General features: G+C 57.8%; 25 protein-coding genes. 12 read left to right on the top strand and 13 right to left on the bottom strand.

The genetic code is table 11. The annotated features are described in order from the left end of the window. Positions 1–10: 10 nt before the first annotated feature. The 8 genes from V6F91_RS10535 to V6F91_RS10570 all read left to right on the top strand — a co-directional run bounded on the left by V6F91_RS10535 (position 11) and on the right by V6F91_RS10570 (position 10,227). Entirely contained in the window at positions 11–2,059 is a 2,049-nt protein-coding gene (locus tag V6F91_RS10535) for a type VI secretion system tip protein VgrG (protein ID WP_332764115.1), read from the top strand. Positions 2,060–2,097: 38 nt separating this feature from the next. After that, entirely contained in the window at positions 2,098–3,099 is a 1,002-nt protein-coding gene (locus V6F91_RS10540) for a sel1 repeat family protein (RefSeq protein ID WP_332764118.1), read from the top strand. Then, the gene (locus V6F91_RS10545; RefSeq protein ID WP_332764120.1) at positions 3,099–6,134 is read left to right on the top strand and encodes a hypothetical protein; all 3,036 of its coding nucleotides are present in this window, start codon (positions 3,099–3,101) and stop codon (positions 6,132–6,134) included. Before V6F91_RS10540 ends, V6F91_RS10545 begins: the two co-directional genes overlap by 1 nt. A gap of 2 nt (positions 6,135–6,136) precedes the next feature. Further along, a complete protein-coding gene (locus V6F91_RS10550) occupies positions 6,137–6,865 on the top strand; it encodes a hypothetical protein (RefSeq protein WP_332764122.1) in 729 nt (242 codons plus the stop codon). 330 nt (positions 6,866–7,195) lie between these two features. Next, entirely contained in the window at positions 7,196–8,560 is a 1,365-nt protein-coding gene (locus V6F91_RS10555) for a lysozyme inhibitor LprI family protein (protein WP_332764124.1), read from the top strand. Positions 8,561–8,697: 137 nt separating this feature from the next. Next, positions 8,698–9,153 (top strand): cell division protein, encoded by a 456-nt coding sequence (locus V6F91_RS10560; RefSeq protein ID WP_332764126.1) that lies wholly within the window; start codon positions 8,698–8,700, stop codon positions 9,151–9,153. A 4-nt stretch (positions 9,154–9,157) separates the two neighbouring features. Further along, entirely contained in the window at positions 9,158–9,745 is a 588-nt protein-coding gene (locus V6F91_RS10565; protein WP_332764128.1) for a lysozyme inhibitor LprI family protein, read from the top strand. A 302-nt stretch (positions 9,746–10,047) separates the two neighbouring features. After that, a complete protein-coding gene (locus V6F91_RS10570) occupies positions 10,048–10,227 on the top strand; it encodes a hypothetical protein (RefSeq protein ID WP_332764130.1) in 180 nt (59 codons plus the stop codon). Between the two features lie 95 nt (positions 10,228–10,322). Here the strand turns inward: V6F91_RS10570 and V6F91_RS10575 are convergent, their stop codons facing one another. Beyond that, the gene (locus tag V6F91_RS10575; protein WP_332764132.1) at positions 10,323–10,694 is read right to left on the bottom strand and encodes a DUF6124 family protein; all 372 of its coding nucleotides are present in this window, start codon (positions 10,692–10,694) and stop codon (positions 10,323–10,325) included. Between the two features lie 584 nt (positions 10,695–11,278). Here V6F91_RS10575 and V6F91_RS10580 point away from each other — a divergent pair. After that, complete coding sequence (locus V6F91_RS10580) at positions 11,279–11,662, top strand: helicase (RefSeq protein ID WP_039757355.1); 384 nt, start codon at positions 11,279–11,281, stop codon at positions 11,660–11,662. Positions 11,663–11,842: 180 nt separating this feature from the next. Here V6F91_RS10580 and V6F91_RS10585 read toward each other — a convergent pair whose 3' ends face one another. From V6F91_RS10585 to exbB, 6 genes are all read right to left on the bottom strand, one after another. Next, positions 11,843–13,243 (bottom strand): aminoacyl-tRNA deacylase and HDOD domain-containing protein, encoded by a 1,401-nt coding sequence (locus tag V6F91_RS10585; RefSeq protein WP_332764136.1) that lies wholly within the window; start codon positions 13,241–13,243, stop codon positions 11,843–11,845. A 79-nt stretch (positions 13,244–13,322) separates the two neighbouring features. Further along, on the bottom strand, positions 13,323–15,398 hold the full coding sequence (recG, locus tag V6F91_RS10590) for an ATP-dependent DNA helicase RecG (protein ID WP_332764138.1): 2,076 nt from the start codon (positions 15,396–15,398) through the stop codon (positions 13,323–13,325). Between the two features lie 9 nt (positions 15,399–15,407). Beyond that, on the bottom strand, positions 15,408–16,337 hold the full coding sequence (locus tag V6F91_RS10595) for a hydrogen peroxide-inducible genes activator (RefSeq protein ID WP_024014805.1): 930 nt from the start codon (positions 16,335–16,337) through the stop codon (positions 15,408–15,410). A gap of 278 nt (positions 16,338–16,615) precedes the next feature. Continuing rightward, positions 16,616–17,362 (bottom strand): energy transducer TonB, encoded by a 747-nt coding sequence (locus tag V6F91_RS10600; RefSeq protein ID WP_332764141.1) that lies wholly within the window; start codon positions 17,360–17,362, stop codon positions 16,616–16,618. Further along, entirely contained in the window at positions 17,359–17,787 is a 429-nt protein-coding gene (gene exbD, locus V6F91_RS10605; protein ID WP_332764143.1) for a TonB system transport protein ExbD, read from the bottom strand. The genes V6F91_RS10600 and exbD overlap by 4 nt, the downstream gene beginning before the upstream one ends. Before the next feature lie 6 nt (positions 17,788–17,793). After that, positions 17,794–18,750, bottom strand: a complete 957-nt coding sequence (gene exbB / locus V6F91_RS10610; RefSeq protein ID WP_332764145.1) for a tonB-system energizer ExbB — start codon at positions 18,748–18,750, stop codon at positions 17,794–17,796. A 188-nt stretch (positions 18,751–18,938) separates the two neighbouring features. On the opposite strand from exbB, the gene V6F91_RS10615 reads away from it, so the two are divergent. Continuing rightward, positions 18,939–19,796: an SDR family oxidoreductase gene (locus V6F91_RS10615; RefSeq protein WP_332764147.1), complete on the top strand. Its 858-nt coding sequence runs from the start codon at positions 18,939–18,941 to the stop codon at positions 19,794–19,796. Between the two features lie 140 nt (positions 19,797–19,936). Here V6F91_RS10615 and V6F91_RS10620 read toward each other — a convergent pair whose 3' ends face one another. The 6 genes from V6F91_RS10620 to V6F91_RS10645 all read right to left on the bottom strand — a co-directional run bounded on the left by V6F91_RS10620 (position 19,937) and on the right by V6F91_RS10645 (position 25,241). Then, a complete protein-coding gene (locus tag V6F91_RS10620; protein ID WP_332764149.1) occupies positions 19,937–20,677 on the bottom strand; it encodes a hypothetical protein in 741 nt (246 codons plus the stop codon). 67 nt (positions 20,678–20,744) lie between these two features. Then, positions 20,745–21,125, bottom strand: coding sequence for a RidA family protein (locus V6F91_RS10625; protein WP_003229509.1), 381 nt, complete (start codon positions 21,123–21,125; stop codon positions 20,745–20,747). A gap of 24 nt (positions 21,126–21,149) precedes the next feature. Continuing rightward, positions 21,150–23,255, bottom strand: a complete 2,106-nt coding sequence (gene spoT / locus V6F91_RS10630; protein ID WP_332764153.1) for a bifunctional GTP diphosphokinase/guanosine-3',5'-bis pyrophosphate 3'-pyrophosphohydrolase — start codon at positions 23,253–23,255, stop codon at positions 21,150–21,152. A 57-nt stretch (positions 23,256–23,312) separates the two neighbouring features. After that, positions 23,313–23,576 carry a DNA-directed RNA polymerase subunit omega gene (gene rpoZ / locus V6F91_RS10635; protein WP_039757363.1) on the bottom strand — a complete coding sequence of 88 codons (264 nt, stop codon included), beginning with the start codon at positions 23,574–23,576 and terminating at the stop codon, positions 23,313–23,315. A gap of 168 nt (positions 23,577–23,744) precedes the next feature. Next, positions 23,745–24,365 carry a guanylate kinase gene (gene gmk / locus V6F91_RS10640; protein ID WP_039757364.1) on the bottom strand — a complete coding sequence of 207 codons (621 nt, stop codon included), beginning with the start codon at positions 24,363–24,365 and terminating at the stop codon, positions 23,745–23,747. Between the two features lie 12 nt (positions 24,366–24,377). Then, positions 24,378–25,241, bottom strand: coding sequence for a YicC/YloC family endoribonuclease (locus V6F91_RS10645; RefSeq protein ID WP_332764157.1), 864 nt, complete (start codon positions 25,239–25,241; stop codon positions 24,378–24,380). A gap of 270 nt (positions 25,242–25,511) precedes the next feature. Here V6F91_RS10645 and rph point away from each other — a divergent pair, with 270 nt between their 5' ends. Together rph and V6F91_RS10655 are read left to right on the top strand one after the other, a co-directional pair. Further along, positions 25,512–26,234, top strand: a complete 723-nt coding sequence (rph, locus tag V6F91_RS10650) for a ribonuclease PH (protein WP_090287527.1) — start codon at positions 25,512–25,514, stop codon at positions 26,232–26,234. Positions 26,235–26,262: 28 nt separating this feature from the next. Continuing rightward, positions 26,263–26,631, top strand: a complete 369-nt coding sequence (locus tag V6F91_RS10655; protein WP_332764160.1) for a DUF4870 domain-containing protein — start codon at positions 26,263–26,265, stop codon at positions 26,629–26,631. The last annotated feature ends 202 nt before the right edge of the window (positions 26,632–26,833 follow it).

Here is a 26,833-nt window from a genome sequence, read left to right on the forward strand (position 1 = left end):
GGAGCACACGATGTTCAACTCAGCTAACGAAACCCACTTCAGCCTCAAGGTCGAAGACTACGTCGGCGACCTGCAAGTGCTGTCGTTCACCGGCACCGAAGGCATCAGCCAGCCGTATCGCTTCGACCTCGAACTGGTCAGCGAAAACCCGGATCTGGATTTGGAACAGCTGCTGCACAAGCAGGCGTTTCTCGCATTCGACCCACAGGGCTCGGGCATTCACGGGCAGATCTACCGCGTCGCCCAGGGCGATGCCGGCAAGCGCCTGACCCGCTACAAAGTTTCGATCGTGCCGCAACTGCAATACCTGCATCACCGCACCAACCAGCGCATCTACCAGCAGATGTCGGCGCCGAAAATCATCGCCCTGATCCTCGACGAACACGGCATCAAGAGCAACGCCTACAGCTTCCAGCTCAGCCAGCCGTGCCCGGATCGCGACTACTGCGTGCAGTACGACGAAACCGACCTGCACTTCGTCCAGCGCCTGTGCGAAGAAGAGGGCATTCACTACCACTTTCAGCACAGCGAAAAAGCTCACCTGCTGGTGTTCGGCGACGATCAGACCGTGTTCCCCGACCTCGGCCAGCCGACTGCGTACGTGCAGGGCAGCGGCATGGTCGCCGACGAGCCGGTGATCAAAGCCTTCAAGCTGCGCCTGGAAACCCGCACCACCCGCACCACGCGCCGTGATTACGATTTCGAAAAACCGCGCCTGCAAATGGAAGCTGCGTTTAAACCAGAGAGCAGACCAGACAGCGACAGCACCGAACCGGATCTGGAAGACTACGACTACCCGGGCCGCTTCATCGACCGCGCGCGCGGCAAGTTCCTCAGCCAGCGCGCCCTCGAACGCCACCGCGCCGACTACCGTCAGGCCGAAGGTCGCGGCGACCAGACCAAACTGGTCAGCGGCCACTTCATGGCCCTGTCCGACCACCCGCGCAGCGAGTGGAACGACCTGTGGCTGCTCACCGAAATCTTCCACGAAGGCAAGCAACCGCAAGTTCTCGAAGAAGGCGTGACCAGCGACACCACCGACAACAAGGACGACTTCCACCAGGGCTACCGCAACACCTTCCTCGCCACCCCGTGGGACGTGTTCTACCGCCCGGCCCTCGAACACCCGAAACCGCGCGTGCTGGGCAGCCAGACCGCCATGGTCACCGGCCCCAAAGGCGAAGAAATCCACTGCGACCAGTACGGCCGCATCAAAGTCCAGTTCCACTGGGACCGCGAAGGCCTCGCCGACGACAAAACCAGCTGCTGGCTCCGCGTCTCCAGCGCCTGGGCCGGCGACCGCTACGGTGCGATCAGCATCCCGCGCATCGGCATGGAAGTCCTCGTCACCTTCCTCGAAGGCGACCCCGACCAACCGCTGGTGACCGGCTGCCTGTACCACAAGGAAAACCCGGTGCCGTATGCACTGCCGGCGAACAAGACCCGCAGCGTCTTCAAAACGCTTAGCTCGCCGGGTGGTGGTGGGTATAACGAGCTGCGCATTGAAGACAAGAAAGGTGCGGAGCAGATCTACATTCATGCCCAGCGCGATTGGGATGAGAACGTTGAGCATGACCAGAAGATTCGGGTCGGTAATGAACGTCACGACACGGTGGTGAAGAACACCTACACGGAGCTGAAGGCCGAGGAACATCGCACCACGATCTCTGACCGCAAGGTTGAAGCGAAGCTGGATGATCACCTGACGATTGGGCAGAACCAGCATGTGAAGTTGGGGACTGCGCAGCTGACCAGTGTGGGGAAAGAGATTCATCTTAAGGCTGGGGACAAGATCGTTATTGAGGCCGGGACAGAGCTGACCATTCTTGGGGGTGGGAGCTTTATCAAGCTCGATGGCGGTGGGGTTACGGTGGTTGGGCCGGTGATCAAGATCAACGCGGGTGGCTCGGCTGGGTCGGGTACCGGGATCGGAATTAAACCGCCGGTGCTGCCGGGGGCGGCGGATAAGGATAAGGCGGGCAGTTTGATGGATCAGGCCTTGGGGAATGCGGTGCCTGAGAAGGTTAAGCCGAAGGCTTTTTTTGTGTTTTCTGAGTGATGAATGTCGTGATGACAACAAACAGGTACGTAAGGCAGATGAAGTGGTTTTCGATTGTTTTGTTGTGCTGGGGGATGACTTCGGGAGCCTTTGCCTCTTCGTCCAGCACCGCCCAATGCCCAAGCGGCAATTTTGCTGAGTTCGTAAAAATTTTTGCATCTGAGCCAGAGATACAGAAAGCGTTTATTGCGACTCCTGCGAAGCATGTTCACGTCATTGCGGACGGGAAAATACCGAAGGTCGTCGAACGGAGCTTGGGCTCGATTTCCGTCGATGAGTTGAAGGTGCTGCTTCCGGAAAATGCTGCCAAATTGGGTCTCACTATCGAACCCAAGGTGCCTGACAGAGTGGTCGTCCGTGATGAGGCGGGCCATTTTTTGAAGATTTTCGTCTTCAAACACAGTGATTGCTGGGCTCTGAGTCGAGTGGAGGACTGGGCAATCGATGCGGTGATGGAAGAGATCACTCAGTCTGAGAGACTAACGCCCGGTGAGCTGGAACTAAAAAAAGGCGTCATATTCGACAGGTTGGTCAACAAGGCGTCTCCCGAATCAGGGATTTATTTGTACGCCGCGGCATTGGATAGCTATTTAGATGGCGCCCGGAAGGGTTCGGCGCAAGCAGCATTCGCTGCCGCGGGAATCAGTCTTTCTGGACAAGCGCCACGCTTGGAGAATTCCAGAATCCTGGCGTTGTTGATTCAAGCTTCAGAACAAGTGCCGGATGCCGGCTTGACTCTCGCAGATTTTTATTGCGAAGAAGGTGAATACGACGAAAATCACGGTTGTATTAACCCCAAAGAATCAATAGCGACATTGGAGCGTGCCGCCCGTCTCGGTTCGACTAACGCGCTGATTCGATTAGGTGAAGTGTACGAAGCGGGAGACCTCGTAGCGGCTGATTTGCCTCGCGCGATGGCGTGTTACCGGAATATTCAGAAAACCGATCCTAAGACGGCTAACGCTTTGGTTGAGCGCTTGGCAGCCCGAGGCGTCGTCAGCGATAACTCTATTCAATGTTTTGAAGCAGGAAGCTTTTGATGAGCACAGGACTACTTGAACAAAGGCAGCAATATCGCACTGGTTACGAGTACGGCCCTTTCAAGGGCGAGACTGACCATGATGAAGATGGTAAAAAGGAAATCGACTGCTCCGGGCTTCTGTATCGAATGCTTAAGGATGCGGGATATACGATTCCTTACCTCACAACATCGGGGTTAAATGCCGACACTACTTTTTTTGATGTAATCCCGCTTGCGGAAGTACAGCCTGGCGATATTGCGCTGTGGATAAACTTTCATGGACACACGGGGGTTATCGAAGACATCTCCGGGGCGCCTGTTCGAAATAAGGGCAATTTTTTCGGCTCACAGTCTTCAAGCGGCCCGAAATCTGCCAAATATGGGGCGGGTAGTGGTTACTGGCCAATGCCTGAAAAGTTTTTACGCCCGAAGCCCCAATTCAGAGGTGCTCAACCAGCCCCCGCACCTACTCCTGCGCCGGCCCCCGCGCCGGCAGGCCCAGCTCCGCTGATGAGCTTCCAATATCCATTCAGAAAAGCTGACGGTAAGCAGTTTTCTGACGCGGATGAGATTTATAAGGCTCTCGAAAACGAGAGTGCCGGGCATTATTTGCTGGGCAGCAACAAGTTCTGGCACGGTGGCATTCACATCAGCAATGCCAGCGCTCCTCAATGCATTTTGAATGAACCGATTCGCTGCATGGCCGACGGCGAGGTCGTGGCATATCGTCTCAATGAAGATTATTTGGAGTCGACCTTTGGTGAAAATGAAAAAAAACTGAAGTATTCAAATTCTTTTTGTCTTGTACGCCATGAGTATAAATCCGAGCCTAATCCTGAAGATGGGCCCAACAAGGGCAAGCAAAATAAGCTGACCTTTTTCAGTCTTTATATGCATTTGCTACCTTATAAGCGTTATCCGCTGTCAGAGGAGGAAACTCCTAAGCCTAAGGTGACAATGCAGGTTGACGACTTTAAGGCCTACGATAGTTTTCCCGAAGCATCCGGCTGGCCCTCTCCAGGAAAGTTGAGCAGCGGGACCAAACTTGAAATATTGGAGGAGAAAGCCGCAGGGGATATTACCTATGCCAAGGGTAAGATTCTTTCCGGAAGCGTCAAGAACAACGCACAAAAAGTACGTTTGTCAGGCAGTGTGGTCTGGTTTGCTTATCTGAAAAATAGTGAGCCATTTAAGAACTCGCAGCAAAAGCGCATATGGCGTGCCGACCCGATTCCCGAGCGTAATAAACCAAAATATTGGCAAGGGAAGGTAAAAGGTACTGCTATCAAAAAGTTGGATCTGTATCAGGAACCGGCTTCACCGCAGAATGGACAGCCCGCAGGCCCCAGAAAAGGAACAATGCAGCTCAATCCGGGAAGCGTTGTTGAGTTTGAAAGTAAAGATGTATTGAACCTGACGGTGTCGGGAGTCACCCGACGAATGGCGAAATGCACAAAAATCAGTGGCGACCTTGCGGGCGCGGGTGAGGTGACAACTAGTTTTTGGGCATTCGTGGAGAATGAATTTGTCGCTTGGGATGTCATTCCAACAAGTTTCGATTCCGTCGAGCTCTCGGGTACAGGGATCAAGGCCGGCGATCCGATTGGCTATCTTGGGCTAACGGAAAATGTGTCTGGAGAGGACGGTAGTGTTTCAAGCAAACACCAGGTTCATGTCGAGCTTTTTACAGCAGAAACCCATGTAACGGACTTTTTGAAGAACAGCGCGGGATTGAAAGTTGGTAAACAATATCTTCACTTGTTAGCGGGAACAAATCTGAAAAGAAATGCGCCAGCGACAGATTTGACTCCGCTCAAGAAAGAACATGCCGTTGATCTGAACGAAGCCCGCGCCATCAAAGAAGGCGCTGAGGATTATTATCAGGTTTCCATCATCGAGGACGGCTTGCCCTTATCTGGGCTGGTAAATAAAAAAGAAACTGAAATCATCACGCAGCACGACTGGGGAAAACTTGGCTTCGTTATTGTTGAGGAAGCAAACGCAACGGCAGACGGATTCCTTGATCCGGATAGCATGCCGCAGTTCTTCAAAGAGTTATTCCTGAAGATGGATACCAATGACGATAAGGAAGTTGATCCTGCAGAGCTTACCGTTGCGTTGAAAACTGCAGATACAAGAGCGAAATGGGCCAAGCTGATCGCCCGTCACCCTACGGAATGGAAAGACGAAGCAGATGCTGCCAAATGGAGTCGACTTGGTCTTATTTTAGAAGACGCTCCGAAAACCTTAGAACACGAAAAAGAACGAATCACGAAGTATGTGTTTTGGGAGGATCTGAAAGACAAGGCCGCCATGAGTACGGACTTGGTTTGGCATTTTCATCCTATTGAAATGCTGAGTAACTTCATGAGTCGCTCCGAATTTATAGATGTCGAGCGGTTTGTAGCCATGTATGCTGAGCAACATGCTTCGTTTCAGGCTGATGCGCCTCCGTTTTCTGCTGCGTCCAAGTCTAATTTACGCAAGATCGCAGAGAATATTAATAAATATCTGGACAAAACTAAGGAAGTTTATACTGTCTATGAGTTGTCATATATGTTCGCGACGGCGCGTCACGAGGCTTACCAATTTATGATTGCTGAGTATTTTAGCGCTGCCCCGGAGTATGGGCCGGTTTCCTATTTTGACAAATATGACCCTGTGCTTGCAGATACCGCAACACGCAGACAAACTGCGATCGGCAACGGTAATACGGTACAAGGGGACGGTTTTAAATATCGGGGTCGTGGTCTCGTTCATTTGACATGGAAGAAGAACTATCAAAAGGCGAAAGATTATTTCGGAATCGACTTTGTCGCCCATCCCGATGAGGCCGCTGGGTTTGAAAATTCTGTGCCGATTATGATATGGGGCATGAAAGAAGGTATATTTACAGGGAAAAAACTTGGCGATTATGTAAATAATAGTGCCAAGGACTATGAAGGGGCGCGAAAGGTTATCAACGGTTCCGACCAAAAAGCGTTGATCGCTAGTTATGCTGTGAAATTCGAAGCGATACTAAAGGCCACGTCAATTGCACCGGAGACCAAATAAGTATGAATATTAAGTTGCCTGTAGGTTTAGCTGTCGTAACTTTCGTGCTAGCAGGTTTCGCAGTCGCCGAGCCGCATGACGTGTATTCAGCCGATGTTGACGCCCAGTCTCTGACCGTTACTTGGTCAGGTGGTAGCAAAACAATAGAAGGCGTAGTCGGGAGTCAAGGCGAAACAACTAGGGAACTGGTTGAATTTAATGGAGGTAAGGCCCTCCATTACGAAAATCTCGCCTCGCGAGCTCCTTTTGAAGCCTATTTTACGTTAACTAGGCATGGCGCGGATGTTCTCATAGATTGCGTTTATACAAATATTCGGAACGAGCAGAATGGAGTTCTAATAAACAAAGCCGTTTGCGGCTTGGATCGCCCATTAGCTGAAGAATATGAGGAAGCAGTTTCTGAATTTTCGGATCAGTGGAAAAACTTGACTAGCAAGGTGGTTATAGCGCCTTTGTTGGGAACGCCCCCGGTATTGATAGAGGTTGAAGACTCGGCTTTCGGAGGGGTGAAGTTATCCAGAACCTATCATTCTCCCAATGACCTAAAGTTCTCGCGTCCCGAAAGCGTGGTAAAGAAAGACAAAGTCAGCCATTCCTTTGGTAATGGCTACGTATTTTCCGTTTACGCGTCTGGGAATTTAGCTAGTCCGCTCTATCTCGATGTGTCTTCTGGAAAGCTTGACAGTGCATTCGTAAGGTATGATCGGGCTGCTTTAAATAAGCTGTTCTGATCAACTCTTCTGGCCTCAAAGAAAGGACAGATCTGTTTGGTGTGCAATGCGATTTCTGTCTAGATTGCGAAGGCAAACAGATCTGTTCCGTTTACTCACTGGCTTAAATCATGGCAGTGGCACTTACAAACTAAGACCGGTTTTTCGTTACCAAGCCAAAGTCGGCATGTATGAGAGTTACAACCGGACTGCGGCGATGGCTTCGTTAACCTGCGCGTCGACAAAAAAACGTAAGACGTTCCTCAGCACTTACTGGGGCATGAACGGAACAGATCAATGCATCACTCGATTCACCAAACGCAAAGCCTGAATGACTCAAGGAAGAACACCGTGAAACGTTTTGTTTTTACCCTGTTGGCCGTGCTGCTGCCAGTTTCAGCGGCCTATGCGCAGAACGACTGCAGCCATGTCACCTCAAGCCTGGAAATGGTGCCCTGCTCGGAGGCGGCGAAGAAGGCTGCCGATGCGCAGTTGAACGTCAGCTACAAGCAGTTGATGGCGCGACTTGAGTCTGGCTATCGAGCCGATCCCGCGTTGGGCGTGGAGTACGCAGCGAAGGTTAAAGAGTCGCAGCGAGCCTGGCTAAAACTGCGCGATGCGAACTGCCCGTTGGAGGCGTTCGAGATCGAGACGGGGATGCCGGCGCATGTGTTCGCGGTTAACTCGTGCATCGCCAGAATGAGTCGCGAACGCTCGGCGTATCTGGACAAGATTGTCCCTGCGCTTGCATCCGACAACAGCGCTTCGACGGCGCCAATCAGCGATAACTGTCCCTCGGAGGAGTTCGCGCCTTTCCTGACAGCGTTTTCCGCCAATAGCGAATCACAACGCCGTCTTACCGCAATGACGGTCAAGTCGCTGGTGTTGAAACCGGTAGCTGGGAAGGATCGAAGCACCTTCGAGCCTTCGACATCGGGTGTCAGTGGGGCTACTTTCACCTACCCGCTGATGGCCGCTATCACACCCGGCAAAACGCCTGGAGTCGAGGTCGAAGAGATCGACGAAAGTCACGTCAACGTGGTGGATAAACGGGCGGGCAACAGCAATATCAAGATTTTCAATTTCTCTCGTCAGGCGTGCTGGGTGCTTGAGGGGATTGAGGACTGGTCGATCAGCGAAAAGGATCTTGTTGCAACAGAAAACCCTGGAATGAGCCGCGCCGAAAACTTTTGTTATCAGCGTGCCGAAGCGTTAGGTGGGCTGGGGTTTCTTGAGCAATACCGGCTGACTGCGGAGCTGATTGAAGCGTCCCTGGAGAATTTTGTGTGTGCTGCAGAGTCGGGTGATGCACAGGCGAGCCTGTCGGCGGCAAGCCTAAGTCTTTCGCAAATGGCGTCTCAGTTGGAAACCCCTAAGGTTGAGGCTTTGTTCAAAGCGGCTTCGAAAATACCAAAGGGTGCCATGGGCTATGCGACGTTTCTTTGTTCAGGAAACTCCACTGACTATAACGGCCCCTGCCTCCATCCCAAGCAGGCAGAAGAGCAGGTTATTCGAGCGATTACCATGGGCTCCACGGACGCGATGAATTACCTGGCCTCGACCTTTGAGGGTGGGGAGTTGGGAACGAAGGATATATCGCGGGCGTTAGCCTGTTATCAAATGGCGGCTGACAAAGGTGACCAGTTGGGCGTCTTCAACGTGAGGCGATTGGGATCGTCAGCCACGGCGCCGATCAAAGCCAGCCACTGCATTTGAATTTCGGGGCTGTTTGAGGCGGTTTTGCACAAGTTTTGTCTGAATCCCTCACGCTAAAACGTTTAACGCTTGAGCATCTGACGACCCCGATTTTCCTTTAAACTCCCCACCCCCAAGGAACGCGCTCAGGACACGGAATGCCAGCCTCTTCTTCCTCGCTTCGCCCAGCGTTGGTGCTTTGGCTATATGCCGCTGCGATCACGCATATCCTCGCCGGTCTTACCCTGACCTGGGCCGGTGACTCCGGCTTGCTCGAGGGCTACCTGCAAGTCCTCGAACTGTCGTTCTGGGGTGCCGATGCGGTTCCCACCGCCGGCCACGAACAACAAGTCTGGTGGCTCGCGCTGTTCGGCGCGACGTTGCAAAGTTATTCGCTGTACATGCTCGCGCTGGTGCACTTGGGCAATCGCTTGAAAGCTCCGGCCATCTGGGGCTGGTTGATCGCCGGCATCCTGTTATGGGCGCCGCAGGACATGTGGCTCTCGGCGCAACAGCAGGTCTGGTCGCACGTGTGGCTTGATGGTTTTGCGCTGTTGGTGTTGTTGCCGCCACTGTTTTGGCTGTACAGACATGACCGTCAAGGGAAGGAGTAACAGCGTGAAAGTATTTTCGATTCTTCTCGGTTGCTTGATCTCTGCTGCTTCATCCGCATTGTTTGCTGGAGAAGCGTGCAACCCAGACAGCTTTTCCAATCCGGACTTGATCAACTGCGGCCAGCAAACCTTCAAGAATGTCGATGGCGTCTTGAACGAGCAATACAAAAAAGCGCTGTCGACTCTGGCTCCGGCGGAGCAAAGCCATCTGAGAGAGGTGCAAAAGAATTGGGTGCGCTTCAAAGAGTCGTTTTGCGAAGAGCTTTATCAGGCCGCGTTGCCGGGCGCAGAGGCGCCAATCGAGAAGCTGGGGTGCCTCGTCCAAACGACCAATGCTCGGCTGGGAGAGTTGATCGCTCTACAGACGGGTATACCGCTGGATGGTTTTTACAAAGCCGCATCCGCGATTGCGGGGAAGGATCGTGAGAGAAATTTAGCGGCCTCAATCGAGCGGCTGGGAGGGGATGAGTTCGATGATCCGCTTTGGAATCAATACGCGGATGGGCACTGCAAAATGAGCGAGCGTTTGTTCCGTGAGGATTTTGCGAATTGCAGGGTGCGGATGCGCTTTCAGTTGCCTATGAATCGTTAAAGGAATTTCGATTTCAAGTTCTCGCCTGCGTTTATCTCAGCTCTTCTGCTAGTACCACCGACTGCCCATAGTGAAGGTTCTACACAGCTAAAGCGGTTGCCATGTTCGGTACTTCAGCGTGATCAAGCGTTCCTTCAATAGCCTTTTACGTCCTGCCGATGAGCGACTGCGTCGGCGGTTGAGGCTTGAAGGCTGCGGAATGCTCGGACCAAGTAATCAGTGTCAGGTTATTTCTGTTTATGCAGAAGCTTGGGTTGAGCGGTAATACTGCCCAGTCAAATTTCGAGACCCGAGAGGTTTCCATGAAAAAGTCCAAACATGAACCAAAGCCTATGATGGCTGCCCGATTCCAAGCCGAAGCTCGTGAAGTCTTAGCCAAGCGTTCCGGTAAGCGCAGCCGCTTTCTGGATGCTGCACTGTCAAAAGGCAGTGATTTTGAGTCTGTCGGTCGACTGGCCGGTTGGAGCTTTCGAGACTCTTAAAAAAGCTGCCCTCGTTGGCAGCTTTTTTATGTCTGGATTTTTACGGACATTGTTGAAAGGGGACTTAACGTCCCCTTTTTCATTCACCAATCTCGCTACGGCTTCGCCACCGCGCTCTTCACCTCAATATGATCAAGCGTCCCTTCCACCATCAATCGCACCCCGTCCGCCATCCTGCTCAGGGCCAGTGCCACCGAGCGGCGGGAGCCGTGGAGGTCGTCGGCGAGGTCGCAGGCGATGGCGCTGATGGACAGGAGGTCTTCGGAGGCGTTGGCCATGAGGGCTTCGGCGTCGGTGCCGGGGGAGAGTTTGAAGAGGCCGTTCTCGCGTTTGGGGTGTGGATCGACGGCGGGTTTGAAATGGTGGTCGAGGGCGCGTTCGGCGGCTTCGTGGAATTTCTTCGATTCCAGAGATTCGTAGGGCGATATGTCCGGGGCTTCCGGGGGGTTGGGTGTTGGTTTCTTCATTGAAATATACCGATTAAGGAGCTAACACCCCTTCGCTCGCACTTCGAATAAGGTGGCAGCTGTGTATAGGTGTGCAAGACCGGCAATCGGCAAACCGGCAGATCCTGAGATCTCCCACACACAGCTGCCATAACGATTCGCGAGCATAAGAAAACGCTCGATGAATAGCTATAACCGATAGTGTGCCGATGCGGACTTGCACGTCCGTATCGCCGATTTTGCGGCGACACACAAAGCCTATCCCTCACGACCAATCCCGCCTAGTTCACGGACAGCCCGGCACTTCGCAGGAAATTTCCCATGGGTTCGCGGGGCGGAAGATCAAAAGATCGCAGGCTTCGCCAACTCCTACAGGGATGTGTTTCAACAGGTGTAGGAAAGGTGAGTGGTGAGACGCGGAGCGTCTCGGGATGCATTCCCACATGGAGCGGGGGAACGATTAGGGGGTGAGCGCTGAGTCGTGACTTGGCGGTCATCGTGCGCGAAATGGTCTGCATAATCCTCCAACAGCGTCAGATGCTGGCGTTATCGTCCGAATCCCTTACACTGCCCCGGCCGTTCATTTTCCTTTTGAGGCTGTGCGCATGAAATTTCGTTTTCTTCTGTGGATGATGGGTTTGTTGATGGGTAAGGCCAGCCGGACAAATCCTGCGTTCCAGCAGCAGTTGGGTGACAAGGATCTGGTGTTTCAGCTGCAGACGCTGGATGGGAAAGTGGCGCGGCATTTCGTGGTCAAGGATCAGCGCATCACCAGCAAGTCTGGCGTGGTGGCAGAGCCGGCGTTTGCGATTGCGTTTAAAGATGCCGGTTATGGCTTTGCGACGATGCAGGCGAAGAACAAGCAGTTGGCGTTTATGCAGGGGATTCAGGACAAGTCGATTCAGCTCAAGGGCAACCCGGCGCTGGTGATGTGGTTTCAGGGGTTGATGAAGTATTTGAAGCCGAGGAAAGCCAAGCCTAAGGCTTGAGACTGCGGTGGGGCGGTGACGCGGAGCGTCACGGGATGCATTCCCACGCAGAGCGTGGGAACGATCAATCAAGGCTTGATCAGGTGTGGTCAGGTAGACCGGGTTGGATTCTTCGCGAGCAGGCTCGCTCCCACAGGAGGTCACTGAAACCTTGTGGGAGCGAGCCTGCTCGCGAAGCTTTTAGCCCTGGCTGAATTGCGAGGCCAGTTCGCGCAGCAGGACTTCGGCTTCGAGGACTTTGCTGACGACGTCGTTGGCTTTATCGCGCGTCAGGCCGACACGGTCGAGCAGGGCGTCGGGGATGTCTTCATCCGGGCCGGAGCCGATGCCGCGGCTGCGCAGCAGGCGCACGGCCAGGCAAACGAGGTTCGGGTATTCGGCGTAGGCGCCGTCGTAGCTTGGGTCGTGCTGGAAGCGCAGGGCGGTGGCCAGCTCGTCGGGCATGTCCCAGTAGCGCATCAGCCACGAGCCGATCTGTTCGCGGCTGATGCCCAGCAGGTGTTGCTCGATGTAGCTGTGGCACAGGTGCGGGTTGACCTCCAGGTGGCGGCAGATCAGCGAGAAGTGCGGCGGGAACACGTGGGCCAACAGCAGATAGCCGAAGTTGTGCAGCAGGCCGGCCAGATAGGTCAGGCCGGCTTCCGGGCGCTGAGCGCGCGGCATGGCGCGGGTCAGGCCTTCGATGACGGCAGCGGTATAGATCGACTGCTGCCAGTACGGCGTGGTGTGTTGCGGGTGGTCTTTGGGCAGGCTGAGGGTCTTGCCGAGGGCCAGGCCCAGCGCCAGGTTGATCACCAGATCGAAGCCCAGCACGCGAACGATCGCGTCTTCCACCGAACGAATCTTGCCCGGCGAGGCGTAGTACGGCGACGCCGCCCAGCTCACCACTTGCGCGGCCAGCGCCGGGTCGGTTTCGACTACGCCGGTGATGTCGTCGATGGTGGCGTTGGGGTCGACGCGCAGCTTGATGATTTTTTGTGCAGTTTCCGCCAGTGGCGGAATCTCGATGGTCGCTTCCAGACGCTGCTGAATGCGCCGCGCGGTGAACGCCTGCACGGCCTGGGTGATTTCCTCGCGGTCGTCGTCCGGGCGGTCGAGGTTCGGCCGGATGCTGCTCAGGGCTTCGCCGAAGTTGGCGGCGCTGGCCTTGGTCAGCATGGTCTTGAAGTCTTCGCTGGCGATTTCCAGCAGCACGCCGGGCTCGCCCGAGTTAATCAGCAACTTCGGCTCGCGCAGCAGGCTTTCTTCATAAAGGCACGGCGAGCTGGTCAATGCCGGCAGGCCCGGAAGCAGGCTCAGGCTGTGTTTGCCGAGCATTTTTTCCAGGCGTTCGGTGGACACGGCAGTCAGGCGGCGGCCGGTGAGTTCGGCGAGGCGGTTGAGATCCAGCAACTGGCTCTGGGGAAACAGCACCATCAACGCGCCGACGGCATCGTCCAGCAACACGGCCTGTACTTTGCGCGAAGCATTGAGGCCGTGGTGGTCGAGCACTTCTTCGTAGACAACGCCCAGCTTGTTGAGCAGCAGCCGAATAACAGACGGAGCTTGCGGAGATTCGGGGACGAGAGCAGCTTCGGTCATGGTCTGTATCCGTTTTTGAAACAATGGCAGGAGTATAACCAGCTCTGCCGGAACGAGCTGTCAGAAACTGCGACAGTGCTCACACTTGGCCGTATTGCTGCCCATGCCGCAGCCAGCGATCAAGCAACGGGCTGACGTGGGTCGGCCAGCGCTCCAGCAGGGCTTGCGCGGCGTCGCGCACGGCGGGCAACAGATCGGCGTCGCGCATCAGGTCGGCGACCTTGAATTGCAACAGACCGGTCTGGCGGGTGCCGAGCATTTCGCCGGGGCCGCGCAATTCGAGGTCTTTCTCGGCGATGACGAAACCGTCGTTGGTCTCGCGCATGATGCCCAAACGCTGACGGCCGATCTGCGACAGCGGCGGTTGGTAGAGCAGCACGCAATGGCTGGCCGCGCTGCCCCGACCAACACGACCGCGCAACTGGTGCAGTTGCGCAAGACCGAGGCGCTCGGGGTTTTCGATGATCATCAGGCTGGCGTTGGGCACGTCGACGCCGACTTCGATCACCGTGGTGGCGACCAGCAGTTGCAGGTTGCCAGCCTTGAACTCGGCCATCACCGCGGCTTTTTCGACAGGCTTCATGCGCCCGTGAATCAGCCCGACTTTCAATTCGCCGAGGGCGGCGGTGAGGTCTTCGAAAGTGGTTTCGGCGGCCTGGCAGGTCAGCTCTTCGGATTCTTCAATCAGGGTGCACACCCAATAGGCTTGTCGGCCCTCGGCGCAGGCACCGCGCACGCGTTCGATGACTTCAACGCGGCGGATGTCGGTGACCAGCACGGTGTTGACCGGGGTCCGGCCGGGCGGCAATTCGTCGAGGATCGAGGTGTCGAGGTCGGCGTAGGCGCTCATCGCCAGCGTGCGTGGAATCGGTGTGGCGGTCATGATCAGTTGATGCGGGCACATGCGCCCGCCGACGCCTTTTTGCCGCAGCGCCAGACGCTGCTGCACACCGAAGCGGTGTTGTTCGTCGATGATCACCAGTGCGAGGTTCTTGAACTGCACTTCGTCCTGAAACAGCGCGTGAGTGCCAACCACCATCGGCGTGCCGCTGGCGATCTGTTCGAGCGCGGCGACGCGGTTTTTGCCCTTGAGCTTGCCGGCCAGCCACGCGACGTCGATCCCCAGCGGTTCGAGCCAGCGCTTGAAGGTGATGAAGTGTTGTTCGGCAAGAATCTCGGTCGGTGCCATCAGCGCGACCTGATAACCAGCCTCCAGCGCTTGCAGTGCAGCGAGGGCGGCGACCACGGTTTTGCCCGCGCCGACATCGCCCTGAATCAGCCGCAGCATCGGTTCGTGCTGGCTGAGGTCGTAGGCGATTTCGTTGCCGACCCGTTGCTGGGCACCGGTCGGGCTGAAGCCGAGGTTCTTCAGGTATTTCGGTGGCAGCTTCGTGGCTTTCGGCATCGCCGGCGCGCGTAGCGAACGCAGGCTTTCGCGCAGGCGCTGCTGCGACAGTTGATGGGTAAGCAATTCTTCGAAGGCCAGACGATGCTGCGCCCAATGATGACCGAGGGCGAGTTCATCGACATCGGCATCGGCGGGTGGGTTGTGCAGGTAACGGATCGCATCGGCCAGCGGCGCGAGTTGGTAGTCGCGAGCGAGCTCGGTCGGCAGCCAGTCGGGCAGGGTCGAAGGCTCAAGCATGGTTAGGGTCTGCATGCACAACTGGCGCAGACGCTGCTGGGTCAGGCCTTCGGTGAGCGGATAGACCGGGGTCAGGGTTTCGTCCACTGGCGGCGGTTCATCGCCGGTGATCGCGCGGTATTCCGGATGATAGATTTCCAGGCCGGACGCACCGGGCCGCGCTTCGCCGTAGCAGCGCACGCGCGTGCCACGCTTGAGGCCTTCTTTCTGCGCGTTGCTGAAATGGTAGAAGCGCAGACTCAGGCCGCCGGTACCGTCCTGCAAGCGCACGACGAGGCTGCGACGTCGCCCCATGACCACGTCGGCACCGCTGACGGTGCCTTCGACCACGGCGTCCTGCCCCGGGCGCAGCGCACCGATCGGCACCACGCGGGTGCGATCCTGATAACGCAGCGGCAGGTGAAACAGCACGTCCTGCAGGTTTTCCAGACCGACCTTGGCCAGCTTCTCGGCCATAGCCTCGCCGACACCCTTGAGTGCCGTCACCGACACTTGCGACAGCTCCGTCATGACCCTGGCTTAACCGGCCGTGACCGGCGCGGCAGGCTTGGCCACCGAGCACAGGCGAATAGAGTCGGCGAGGATCTCGATGGCTTTCGGCCGCGGGAAGCTCGCGCGCCAGGCGATCGCCACGGTGCGGAAAGGTACTGGCGCGGTCAGCGGGCGGACTTCGATCACGCCCGGGGCGTAGTGATGGCTGTCCACCGCGGACAGCGGCAGGATCGAGATGCCCAGGCCCGAAGCGACCATGTGCCGAATGGTTTCCAGTGAGCTGGATTCGACCGTGGTGTGCTTGGCGCCGTCGTTGCCCTTGGTCAGGGTCGGGCAGGCTTCGAGCACCTGATCGCGGAAGCAGTGACCTTCGCCGAGCAGCAGCAGGCTCTTGTCGTTGAGCAGGCCGGCGTCGATGGATTCTTTCTTGGTCCAGGGGTGCTGGGCCGGCATCAGGACGTAGAACGGCTCGTCGTACAGCGGCAGGGTCAGCACATCGGCTTCGTTGAACGGCAGGGCGATGATGATCGCGTCGAGCTCGCCGTTACGCAGTTTGTCGCGCAGCACGTGGGTAAAATTTTCTTCGATGTACAACGGCATCTGCGGGGCGACCCGGTGCAGTTGTGGAATCAGGTGCGGGAACAGGTACGGGCCGACGGTGTAGATGGCGCCGACTTTCAGCGGTGCGGTCAGCTGGTTCTTGCCGGCCTGGGCCAGTTCGCGAATGCCTTGGGCTTGTTCCAGGACTTTCTGCGCCTGGGCGACGATGCCTTCGCCGACCGGGGTCAGGCGCACGGCGCTTTTGCTGCGCTCGAAAATCAGCACACCGAGTTCGTCTTCAAGTTTTTTCACGCCCACCGACAGCGTCGGCTGGCTGACGTGGCAACGCTCGGCGGCATGGCCGAAGTGCTGCTCTTGGGCGAGGGTAACGATGTAGCGTAATTCTGTGAGGGTCATAGCAAGCGTCCATGAAGATGCGCGCCAAGCATACCGGCTGCAATCGATAGGCGCACGTTATCAGACTGAGGGCTGAGTGCGACACCGGGCGATGTCGGTTTGCCGCAGGCAGATACGCAAAAGGCACCTTTCGGGTGCCTCTTGGCTGGATCTATTGGTTAGCACATTACTTTGTGGGAGCGAGCTTGCTCGCGAATGCGGTATGTCAGACGAAACTGCTCTGACTGACCTGGCGCCTTCGCGAGCAAGCTCGCTCCCACAGGGTATTGCGGTGTTGCTTAACGGCGGCGTTCCAGGGAATAAACAAACGGCGCAACAATTTCGATCGAGCCGTTGTTGAGCATGTCGGCCGGTGGCTTGGGCAGCGGTTGCGCGCGGCGGATCATGTCCAGGGTGGCCCGGTCCAGATCGGCGTTGCCAGAGCGGCCCACCAGTTCGAACGACAACACGTTGCCTTCGCCGTCGACCACGAAACGCAGACGGTTCAAGCCTTCCTTGCCCCGTGCCTGGGCGCTTTGCGGGTATTTCTTGTACTTCTGCAAATGCGCGAGCAGGGTGCCTTGCCAGCTGGCTTTGGCCGCCAATTGCGCCGGCGACGGGCCCGGTGCCGGCTGGGCGGATTTCTCCGTCGGTGCCTGGGTCGGTTGGGTGTCGGCCGGTTTTTCCTCGGAAGGTTTTTCCTTCGGCGGGTCAGGCAGCTTTTTCTCGACCGGCTTCGGCGGTTTGGGCTTTGGCTTCGGCTTGGGTTTAGGCACCGCGATTTCCGCTTTCGGTGCTTCGGCCAGTTTCGGTATCGGCAGTTCTTCCACCGGAGCCGGTGGCTGTGGCGGGGTGACGACTTTCGGCGGAGCCGGCGGTGGCGGGGCAGGCACCGGAGCGAGCTCGACCATCATTGCCTGCGGTGGCAATTCGATGGGCGGGCGGGTGGTCCAGTTCAGCGCCAGCGCGATGGCCAGCGCGTGCACGCCCAGCACCACGGCCAGGCTACCGCTGTAACGCGTCAGCTTATGGCGCGTGTTGATCATTTCTTGGCTGCCGTCTCGAGACCGACCAGACCGACCTTCAGGTAACCGGCGGCGCGCAGGTTATCCATCACGCTCATCAGGTCACCGTAATCCACGCCTTTGTCGGCCTGGAAGAAGATGGTGGTGTCTTTCTTGCCCTGGGTCTTGGCGTCGAGCGTGGCGCCGAGTGCGTCGGCCTTCACTTCGTCGTCGCCGAGGAACAGACGCTGGTCAGCTTTCACGCTGAGGAACACCGGTTTCTCTGGCCGCGGCGCCGGTTTGGCGGTCGAGGCGGGAAGGTCGACTTTAATGTCCACGGTGGCCAACGGTGCAGCCACCATGAAGATGATCAACAGCACCAGCATCACGTCGATGAACGGCGTGACGTTGATTTCGTGGTTCTCGGCCAGATCGTCGTCTGCGCCTTCTTTCAAATGCAGGCCCATGGCCGATTACCCCACTTTGACCATGTGCGGCTGCGAGCTGCGCTCAGGCTGGTGGTCGAGATCGCGGCTGACCAGCAGCAACACTTGCGCCGATGCATCGGACACCTGCGCCTTGTAACCGGCGATGGAGCGGGCGAAGACGTTGTAGATCACCACCGCAGGAATCGCGGCAACCAGACCCAGTGCCGTGGCCAGCAGCGCTTCAGCGATACCCGGAGCAACGACCGCGAGGTTGGTGGTCTGGGTTTTGGCGATGCCGATGAAGGAGTTCATGATGCCCCACACGGTACCGAACAGGCCGACAAACGGCGCGGTGGAACCGATGGTGGCGAGTACGCCGGTGCCGCTGCTCATGTTGCGACCGCAGGCCGCGACCAGACGCTCGAGGCGGAAGCTCACGCGTTCCTTGATGCCTTCTTTCTCGCGGCTGTTGGCCGACAGGCGCATCTCTTCGAGCGCGTCGTGCACCAGCAGATTGGCGAGGGTGCCTTCCTTCGCCGCAGTGGCGCTGGCTTCCTTCAGCGTGGCGGCTTTTTTCAGCGCAGCGATTTCGCCTCGCAGACGACGCTTGGCGCCCATCAGCTCAAAGCCTTTGGCGATCCAGATGGTCCAGGTGATGATCGAGGCGATGGCCAGACCGATCATCACGATTTTCACGATGATGTCGGCGTTCTGGTACATACCCCATGGCGACAGGTCGTGGGCCATGCCCAGGCTGTTGTCGGCTTCGAGGACTTCAGGCGCGTCGACGGCTTGCACGCTCTGCACCGGATCGGTGGCGGTCGGTGCGGCTGCCGGTGCGGCTGCCGGTGCGCTCTGCTCGGCAGCGGCTGGCGCGGCCGGGGCCTGAGCGTCAGCGAATGCGGCGGTCGGCGCCAGCATCAGGCTGAGCAGCAGAGCCGCCACCGCGCTCCAGGCGCGAGGTCGATTGGTTGGCGAAGCGGGAGTTTGATTACGTGTCATGCTGGCCGGACCTGAGATTGAAAAACGGTAATGCTCTTCCAGGCCTCGTGAGGCCGAGAACAAAAGTGACGTGCATTATTGCAAGTAATTCTTGTTAACAAAAGTAATAGAGTATCTTTTTTTCCTCCATTGCTAGCCGTTCATCCTCTGCCGACGCTAGTCTGTGTCTTTCCGATGGGAGTTTTCTGATGTCCGCGCCTTCTGTTTTGATTGCCGGTTGTGGTGATGTCGGCAGTCGTCTGGCCACGCAACTGTTGGCTGCCGGCTGGGACGTTTTTGGTCTGCGGCGCAATGTTGCGCGCCTGCCGGACGGCGTTATGGGCGTCGCTGGCGACCTGTTCGGTGAAGAGTGCCCGGCGAACTGGCCGGTCGGTGCCATCGATTACCTGGTGTATTGCGCTGCGGCCACCGAGCACGATGAAGAGGGCTATCGCAAAGCCTACGTGCAGGGTTTGCAGAATGTACTGAGCTGGCTGGGCGACTATGGGCAAGCGCCTGAGCGACTGATCTTCGTGTCCAGCAGCAGTGTGTATGGCCAGCAAGACGGGACGTGGGTCGATGAGACCTCAGAGACTGTCGCGGCCGGTTATTCAGGTCGCTTGATGCTCGAAGCCGAGCAGGTCGCGCTCCACAGCGGAATTCCTGCCAGCGTTCTGCGCCTGACCGGCATCTACGGGCCGGGCCGCGAGTGGCTGCTGACCCAGGTGCGTCGCGGTTATCGCGTGGCGGTCGAGCCGCCGCTGTATGGCAACCGCATCCATGCCGATGACGCGGCCGGCCTGCTGGCGTTTCTGCTGGAAAAGGATCGGCAGGGCGTGGCGCTGGAAGACTGTTACATCGGTGTCGACGATGCGCCGGCGCCGTTGGCAGAAGTGGTGGGCTGGTTACGCGAATACCTGAACGTGACCGAGTGGGCCGAAGACGCCAGTGTGCGGCGCACCGGTAGCAAGCGTTGCAGCAATGCGCGGGTGAAGGCGTTGGGGTGGGCGCCGACTTATCCGACCTACCGCGAAGGCTACGCCGCGATCCTTGAAGGGAAATGCTGACTTCCTGACCACACAAAACACTGTGGGAGCGAGCCTGCTCGCGAAGAGGCCGTAACATTCAACATCATCATCGAATGTAAAACCGCTTTCGCGAGCAGGCTCGCTCCCACATTGAATCTACAGCGTCGTTGAAAACGGGGTTACTGCTTCTCCAGCAACCACTTGCGCTCACCCGCAGCAAACTGCGGCTGTTCATCCGCCAGCGCAGCATTCACTGCCTGGAGAATCTCCAGCTCATTACCTTTGCGCACAAAGATCCAGTTGTTGCCCTGACCGTTGAGTTGCAACCACATGCTGTCGTTGCCATTGCTCATCGACGCGCAATCACCCGCCAGGCACAAGGCATAGCGGTCAGCGCCCGGCAGGCCGGTGACCTGGCCGTCCGCCTGAAACTGCACGGTGGCGCCTTCGCCCTCACCGCTGACAATTTTCCAGTTTCCGCCCATGTACGCCGAATACAGTGCGCGTTCGAAGCTGGCGCCAATCGGTGCGCCTTCCGGCACCGGGATCTGCGCACGGTCGAACAGTTGTTCCGGTTCGTTGTCGCTGGCAGCTTGCTGCAGTTGATTGCCGTCGCGTTTCAGCTCACTGGCGGAGCTGCCATAAAAGTCGACTTTCCAGGCGCCGGACTGTTCGCCCAGCAGCCGTCCTTCGACGTTTTCAAAACCGTTGGTGTAGCGGGCCTGACCGGCCTTGGTGTTGACGTCCCATTCCAGATTCGGGCCGTAGGCCTGAAGCGCTTCGCGCAGGGGACCGCCCTTGGCGGCGGCATCGATCGCCACCTGATTGATCCAGGTGCCGCTGATGTCACGGTCTGCAGGGTCGCTGGCGCAGCCGCCGAGGATCAGGGCGAGCAGCGAGAGAGCTAGCGCTTTGCGCATGGTGGAATCCTTTCAAAACCTTTTCTTGCACGGCATTCGGCGCGGCGGTCAGGCCGCGCCGCGCGCATCACTCGATGACCAGAATGGCATCCATTTCAACCTGCGAACCCTTTGGCAGGGCCGCCACGCCGATGGCGGCGCGTGCCGGGTACGGCTGGTCGAAGTACTTGCCCATGATCTCGTTGACCTTGGCGAAGTGGCTCAAGTCGGTGAGGAAGATGTTCAGTTTGACGATGTCCTTGAACGAACCGCCGGCGGCTTCGGCCACGGCTTTGAGGTTCTCGAAGACCTGGACGGTCTGGGCTTCGAAACCTTCGACCAGTTCCATGGTTTTCGGGTCCAGCGGGATCTGACCCGACATGTACACGGTGTTGCCTGCCTTGATGGCCTGGGAGTAAGTACCGATGGCGGCCGGGGCCTTGTCGCTGGTGATGACGGTTTTGGTCATGTATGACTCCTTGTAATAGGCAGGTTATGCACGCATGCGGGTGATACGGATCACTCCGGTCAAGGCGCGCAGCTTCTTGATCACACGGGCCAGGTGCACACGGTCGTGGACGCTGACCACCAGTTGCACGACGCTGATGCGACCATCGCGTTCGTCCATGCTGATTTTTTCGATATTGCCGTCGGCCGCGTTGACGCTGCTGGCCAGCAGGGCGATCAGGCCGCGCTGGTGCTCCAGCTCGACACGCAGTTCGACATTGAATTCGCCGGTGACATCCTTGGCCCACGAGAGCTGGATGCATTTTTCCGGGTTATGCCTGATTTCGCTGATGTTGCGGCAGTTGTCCAGGTGCACGACCATGCCTTTGCCCGCCGACAGGTGGCCGACAATCGGGTCGCCCGGGATCGGCGTGCAGCATTTGGCGTAGCTGAGTACCAGACCTTCGGTGCCGCGAATCGCCAGTGGGCCTTCCGGGCTTGGCAGTTGCTCGCCTTCGCCGAGCAGGCGACGGGCAACCACGTAGGCCATGCGGTTGCCCAGGCCGATGTCTTCGAGCAGGTCTTCGATCAGTTCGAGGCGGTACTCGGTGAGCATCGCCTTGATGCGCTCGGCCGGAATCTTCTCCAGCGAGCTGTCGAAACCGTTGAGGACCTTGTTCAGCAGACGTTCGCCGAGGCTGATGGACTCGGAGCGGCGCTGCAATTTCAGCGCGTGGCGAATGTGCGTGCGCGCCTTGCCGGTAACCACAAAGTTGAGCCATGCCGGATTTGGGCGGGCCCCGGGAGCGCTGACGATCTCGACCGTGGAGCCGCTTTGCAGCGGTTCGGACAGCGGTGCGAGACGGCGGTTGATCCGGCAGGCGATGCAGCTGTTGCCGACGTCGGTGTGCACCGCGTAGGCAAAATCAACCGCCGTGGAGCCTTTGGGCAGCTCCATGATCCGGCCTTTGGGCGTGAACACGTAGACCTCGTCCGGGAACAGATCGATTTTTACGCTTTCGATGAATTCCAGCGAGTTGCCGGCGCGCTGCTGCATTTCCAGTACGCCTTTGACCCACTGGCGGGCGCGGGCGTGAGTGCCTTTCGGCTGCTCGTCGCCGCTGGATTTGTACAGCCAATGGGCGGCGATGCCGTTGTTGGCCATTTCTTCCATTTCGCGGGTGCGGATCTGGATTTCGATCGGTACGCCGTGCATGCCGAACAGCGTTGTATGCAGCGACTGATAGCCGTTGGCCTTGGGAATCGCGATGTAATCCTTGAAGCGCCCCGGCAACGGTTTGTACAAATTATGCACAGCGCCGAGCACGCGGTAGCAGGTGTCGACCTTGTCGACGATGATCCGGAACGCGTAGACGTCCATGATCTCGTTGAAGGCCCGACGCTTGCCGCGCATCTTCTTGTAGATGCCGTAGAGGTGTTTCTGGCGACCGCTGACTTCACCCTGGATGCCGTCGATGGCGAGGCAATGACCAAGGGATTCTTCGATCTTGTTGACGATTTCCTTGCGGTTGCCCCGAGCGCGCTTGACCGCCTGGTAGATCCGCGCGGAACGCATCGGGTGCATCGCCTTGAAACCGAGGTCTTCGAATTCGATGCGGATCGCATGCATGCCCAGGCGGTTGGCAATGGGCGCGTAGATTTCCAGGGTTTCCTTGGCGATGCGCCGGCGTTTTTCCCCGGACAGCACTTCAAGTGTGCGCATGTTGTGCAGGCGGTCGGCAAGCTTGACCAGGATCACGCGAATGTCGCGCGCCATGGCCATGGCCATTTTCTGGAAGTTTTCCGCCTGGGCTTCAGCTTTGGTCTCGAAGTTCATCTGGGTCAGTTTGCTGACCCCGTCGACCAGTTCGGCCACGGTTTCACCGAACTGCGCTTGCAGCGCCTCTTTGGCGATACCGGTGTCTTCGATCACGTCATGCAGCATCGCGGCCATCAGGCTCTGATGGTCCATGTGCATGTCGGCCAGAATATTCGCCACCGCAAGAGGATGCGTGACGTACGCCTCGCCGCTGCGACGGCGCTGACCGTCATGGGCTTGTTCGGCGTAGAAATACGCTCGGCGGACCAGGTTGACCTGGTCGTTGCCGAGGTAGGTCGATAAGCGATCGGCGAGGGCGTCTATGCTCGGCATGATAAATCCTGCCGCAAGCTGTGATCCCGCGCCGTGCTACGTCGACCAGGCATAGGCTTAGACGGCCTCGTTGGACTCGTCCTCGAACGCTGCGAACAGCGGCTCATCCTGGACGATTTCCTGCTCGGCGATGTACTCGTAGCTCATCACGCCTTCAGCGATTTCACGCAGCGCGACAACAGTCGGCTTGTCGTTTTCCCACTGAACCAGTGGCTCTTTGCCGCCTGTGGCCAGTTGACGGGCACGCTTGGTAGAGAGCATGACCAGCTCAAAGCGGTTTTCCACGTGTTCTAGGCAGTCTTCAACGGTTACGCGGGCCATGGTATTCCTCGGAGCGAATGCAATATGCGCGCTGCCCGAATGGGCAAGCGGACTCAGCAGTTTAAAAAATCACCAGCGATTAGGGAAGCGCTGTTTTTTTGACCAAGCCCTTCAACGCGCTGCAAGCACCAATGTAAAGCGCTTGCAGGCGTTTTGGGAAGGGCTGTTTTAACCGAGCAATTCGGCCAGCAATTTGCCGAAACGCACCTGTTGGCGTTTCTGTTGCAACTGATTGGCGCGGAAAATCGCCTTCAGATCGTCCAGCGCGTGGGCGAAATCGTCGTTGATGATCAGGTAATCGTAATCGACGTAGTGGCTCATCTCGCTGACTGCTTCGCGCATCCGCCCGTCGATGATCTCGTCGCTGTCCTGGCCACGGTTGGTCAGGCGCTGGTGCAGGGCTTGCAGCGAGGGCGGCAGGATGAAGATCGAGCGTGCCTGGGGCATCAGCTTGCGCACTTGCTCGGCGCCTTGCCAGTCGATTTCCAGAATCAGGTCATGGCCTTCGTCCAGCGTCTGCTGCAGGCGGCTTTGCGAGGTGCCGTAGAAGTTGCCGAACACTTCAGCGCGTTCAAGGAAGTCGCCGTGCTCGCCCATCTTCACGAACTCCTCACGAGTCACGAAGTGGTAGTTCACGCCGTCCACTTCACCCGGGCGCATGGCGCGGGTGGTGTGCGAAACGGAAACGCGGATCTCTGGATCAGCGTCGGTCAACGCCTTGACCAGGCTGCTCTTGCCCGCGCCCGACGGCGCGGAAATGATGTACAGGGTGCCGGTGTGTTGGGTCATGTCAGGGTAGCCTTACTCAATGTTCTGCACTTGTTCGCGCATCTGTTCGATCAACACTTTGAGGTTGACGGCGGCCTGGGTGCTGCGCGGGTCGAAGGCCTTGGAGCCCAGTGTGTTGGCTTCGCGGTTGAGCTCCTGCATCAGGAAGTCGAGGCGCCGCCCGGCCGCGCCGCCGGACTTGAGCACCCGGCGCACTTCGATGATGTGGGTGCTCAGGCGATCCAGCTCTTCGGCGACGTCGCTTTTTTGTGCGAGCAGGACCATTTCCTGCTCCAGGCGCTGCGGATCCAGCTCGGCCTTCATGTCAGCGAAGCGGTCGAGAACCTTCTGGCGCTGGGTGGCGAGCATTTGCGGGACCAGCTCGCGCAGGGTCACGACGTCTTCTTCAATGGAAGTCAGGCGATCATTGATCAAGCGGGCCAGCTCCGCGCCTTCGCGCTCGCGGCCGGCCTTCAGTTCTTTCAGGCCTAGATTGAACAGCGCCAGGGCTTCGGCGTTCAGCGCTTGTGGATCCGTCGCATCACCCACCAGCACGCCGGGCCAGGCCAGCACTTCCAGGGGATTCAATGCAGCAGGGTTGCTGATCAAGCCGGCGATGGCTTCGGCGGCAGCGACCAGTTGCGCGGCGCGCTCGCGGTCGACTTGCAGCGGCTTGCCGGTGCTCTCCTCGGTGAAGCGCAGCGTGCACTCCAGCTTGCCTCGCGACAGGCCCTGACGCAGCGCTTCACGCACGGCACCTTCGAGGTCGCGGAATGACTCCGGCAGACGCAGGTGCGGTTCCAGATAGCGGCTGTTGACCGAGCGCAGTTCCCAGCTCAGGGTGCCCTGGACGCCGGCTTTCTCGACGCGGGCGAAGGCGGTCATGCTGTGCACCATGGCGGTGACCTCGCAATGCAGATCGGCGCAGCAGGGAAGTTCCGCAGGCGCGATATCAATGAATGTAAGCCGACTGGCAGCAAAGGCGCAGGATTGTAGCGCAGTGCGGCGAATGCGCCCAAACACACGGTGTGACAAAGCGCTGCAGCCCGTCGGTAACGTGCGTTTCACGACCTTCACCGGTCGCCCCGGCTTTTTAACGAGTGCCCAGGCGCGGTGCACCGCTCTATAATGCTCGGTAGTTTTCCGTCCTCAGTACAGGTATTCCCTATGAAACGTCCAAGTGGTCGCGCTGCCGATCAGCTCCGCTCGATCCGCATTACCCGCAACTACACCAAACACGCCGAGGGATCGGTGCTGGTCGAATTCGGTGATACCAAGGTCATTTGCACCGTCAGCGTTGAAAACGGCGTGCCGCGTTTCCTCAAAGGCCAGGGCCAAGGCTGGCTGACGGCTGAGTACGGCATGCTGCCGCGCGCCACCGGCGAGCGTAACCAGCGTGAAGCGAGTCGCGGCAAGCAGGGCGGCCGCACCCTCGAAATCCAGCGCCTGATTGGCCGCTCCCTGCGCGCGGCGCTGGACATGTCCAAGCTGGGCGACGTGACCCTGTACGTCGACTGCGACGTGATCCAGGCTGACGGCGGCACCCGCACGGCATCGATCACCGGCGCCATGGTTGCGCTGGTCGACGCGCTGAAAGTGATCAAGAAACGTGGCGGCCTGAAAGGCGGCGACCCGCTCAAGCAGATGATCGGCGCGGTATCGGTTGGCATGTATCAGGGCGAGGCGGTGCTGGATCTCGACTATCTTGAAGATTCCGCTGCCGAGACCGATCTGAACGTAGTGATGACCAGCACCGGTGGTTTCATCGAGGTGCAGGGCACCGCTGAAGGCGCGCCGTTCCAGCCTGAAGATTTGAATGCCATGCTGGAACTGGCGAAGAAAGGCATGAACGAGATTTTCGAACTGCAAAAAGCCGCATTGGCCGACTGAGCCAATTCACAGCCGCAAGGAGGACGCGATGAGTGACAAGCAAGACGTGCTGCCCAAACCGAGTCAGGAGATTCGCCAGTGGGCGATGTTTTGTCACTTGTCCAGCTTTCTGGGTAGCGTATTTCCCTTTGGAAGTCTGCTCGGCCCGCTGATCCTCTGGCAGATGAAGCGTGAGACTGACCCGTTTATCGATGCGCAGGGTAAGGAATCGCTGAATTTTCAGATCACCATGACCATTGCCATGCTCATCTGCGTGGGGCTAATGGTGGTGCTGATCGGGTATGTTTTGATTGTTCCGGTGGTGATTTGCGCGTTGGTCATTCCGATCATCGCTGCGGTGAAGGCCAATAAAGGATTTCCCTACCGTTATCCTTTCACCTGGCGGCTGATCAAATAACGGCCCGCTAGGGCACCAAATAAAAAAGCCCCGACCTGTCGGGGCTTTTTTTGCAATTCAATAAAGTGTTTTCTGTTGTAGGAATAGTCTGTTGTCGATTTACGGTCGAGTAATTATTTATGAATATTTAATTGCTACATTTTTAGTCACAACTGTATGAACAAGTGTTTATCTATGTGCTTGTTATTGGTGCGGGCTGATT

This window comes from Pseudomonas koreensis, assembly GCF_036668835.1.
Classification (GTDB): Bacteria; Pseudomonadota; Gammaproteobacteria; order Pseudomonadales; family Pseudomonadaceae; genus Aquipseudomonas; species Aquipseudomonas koreensis_I.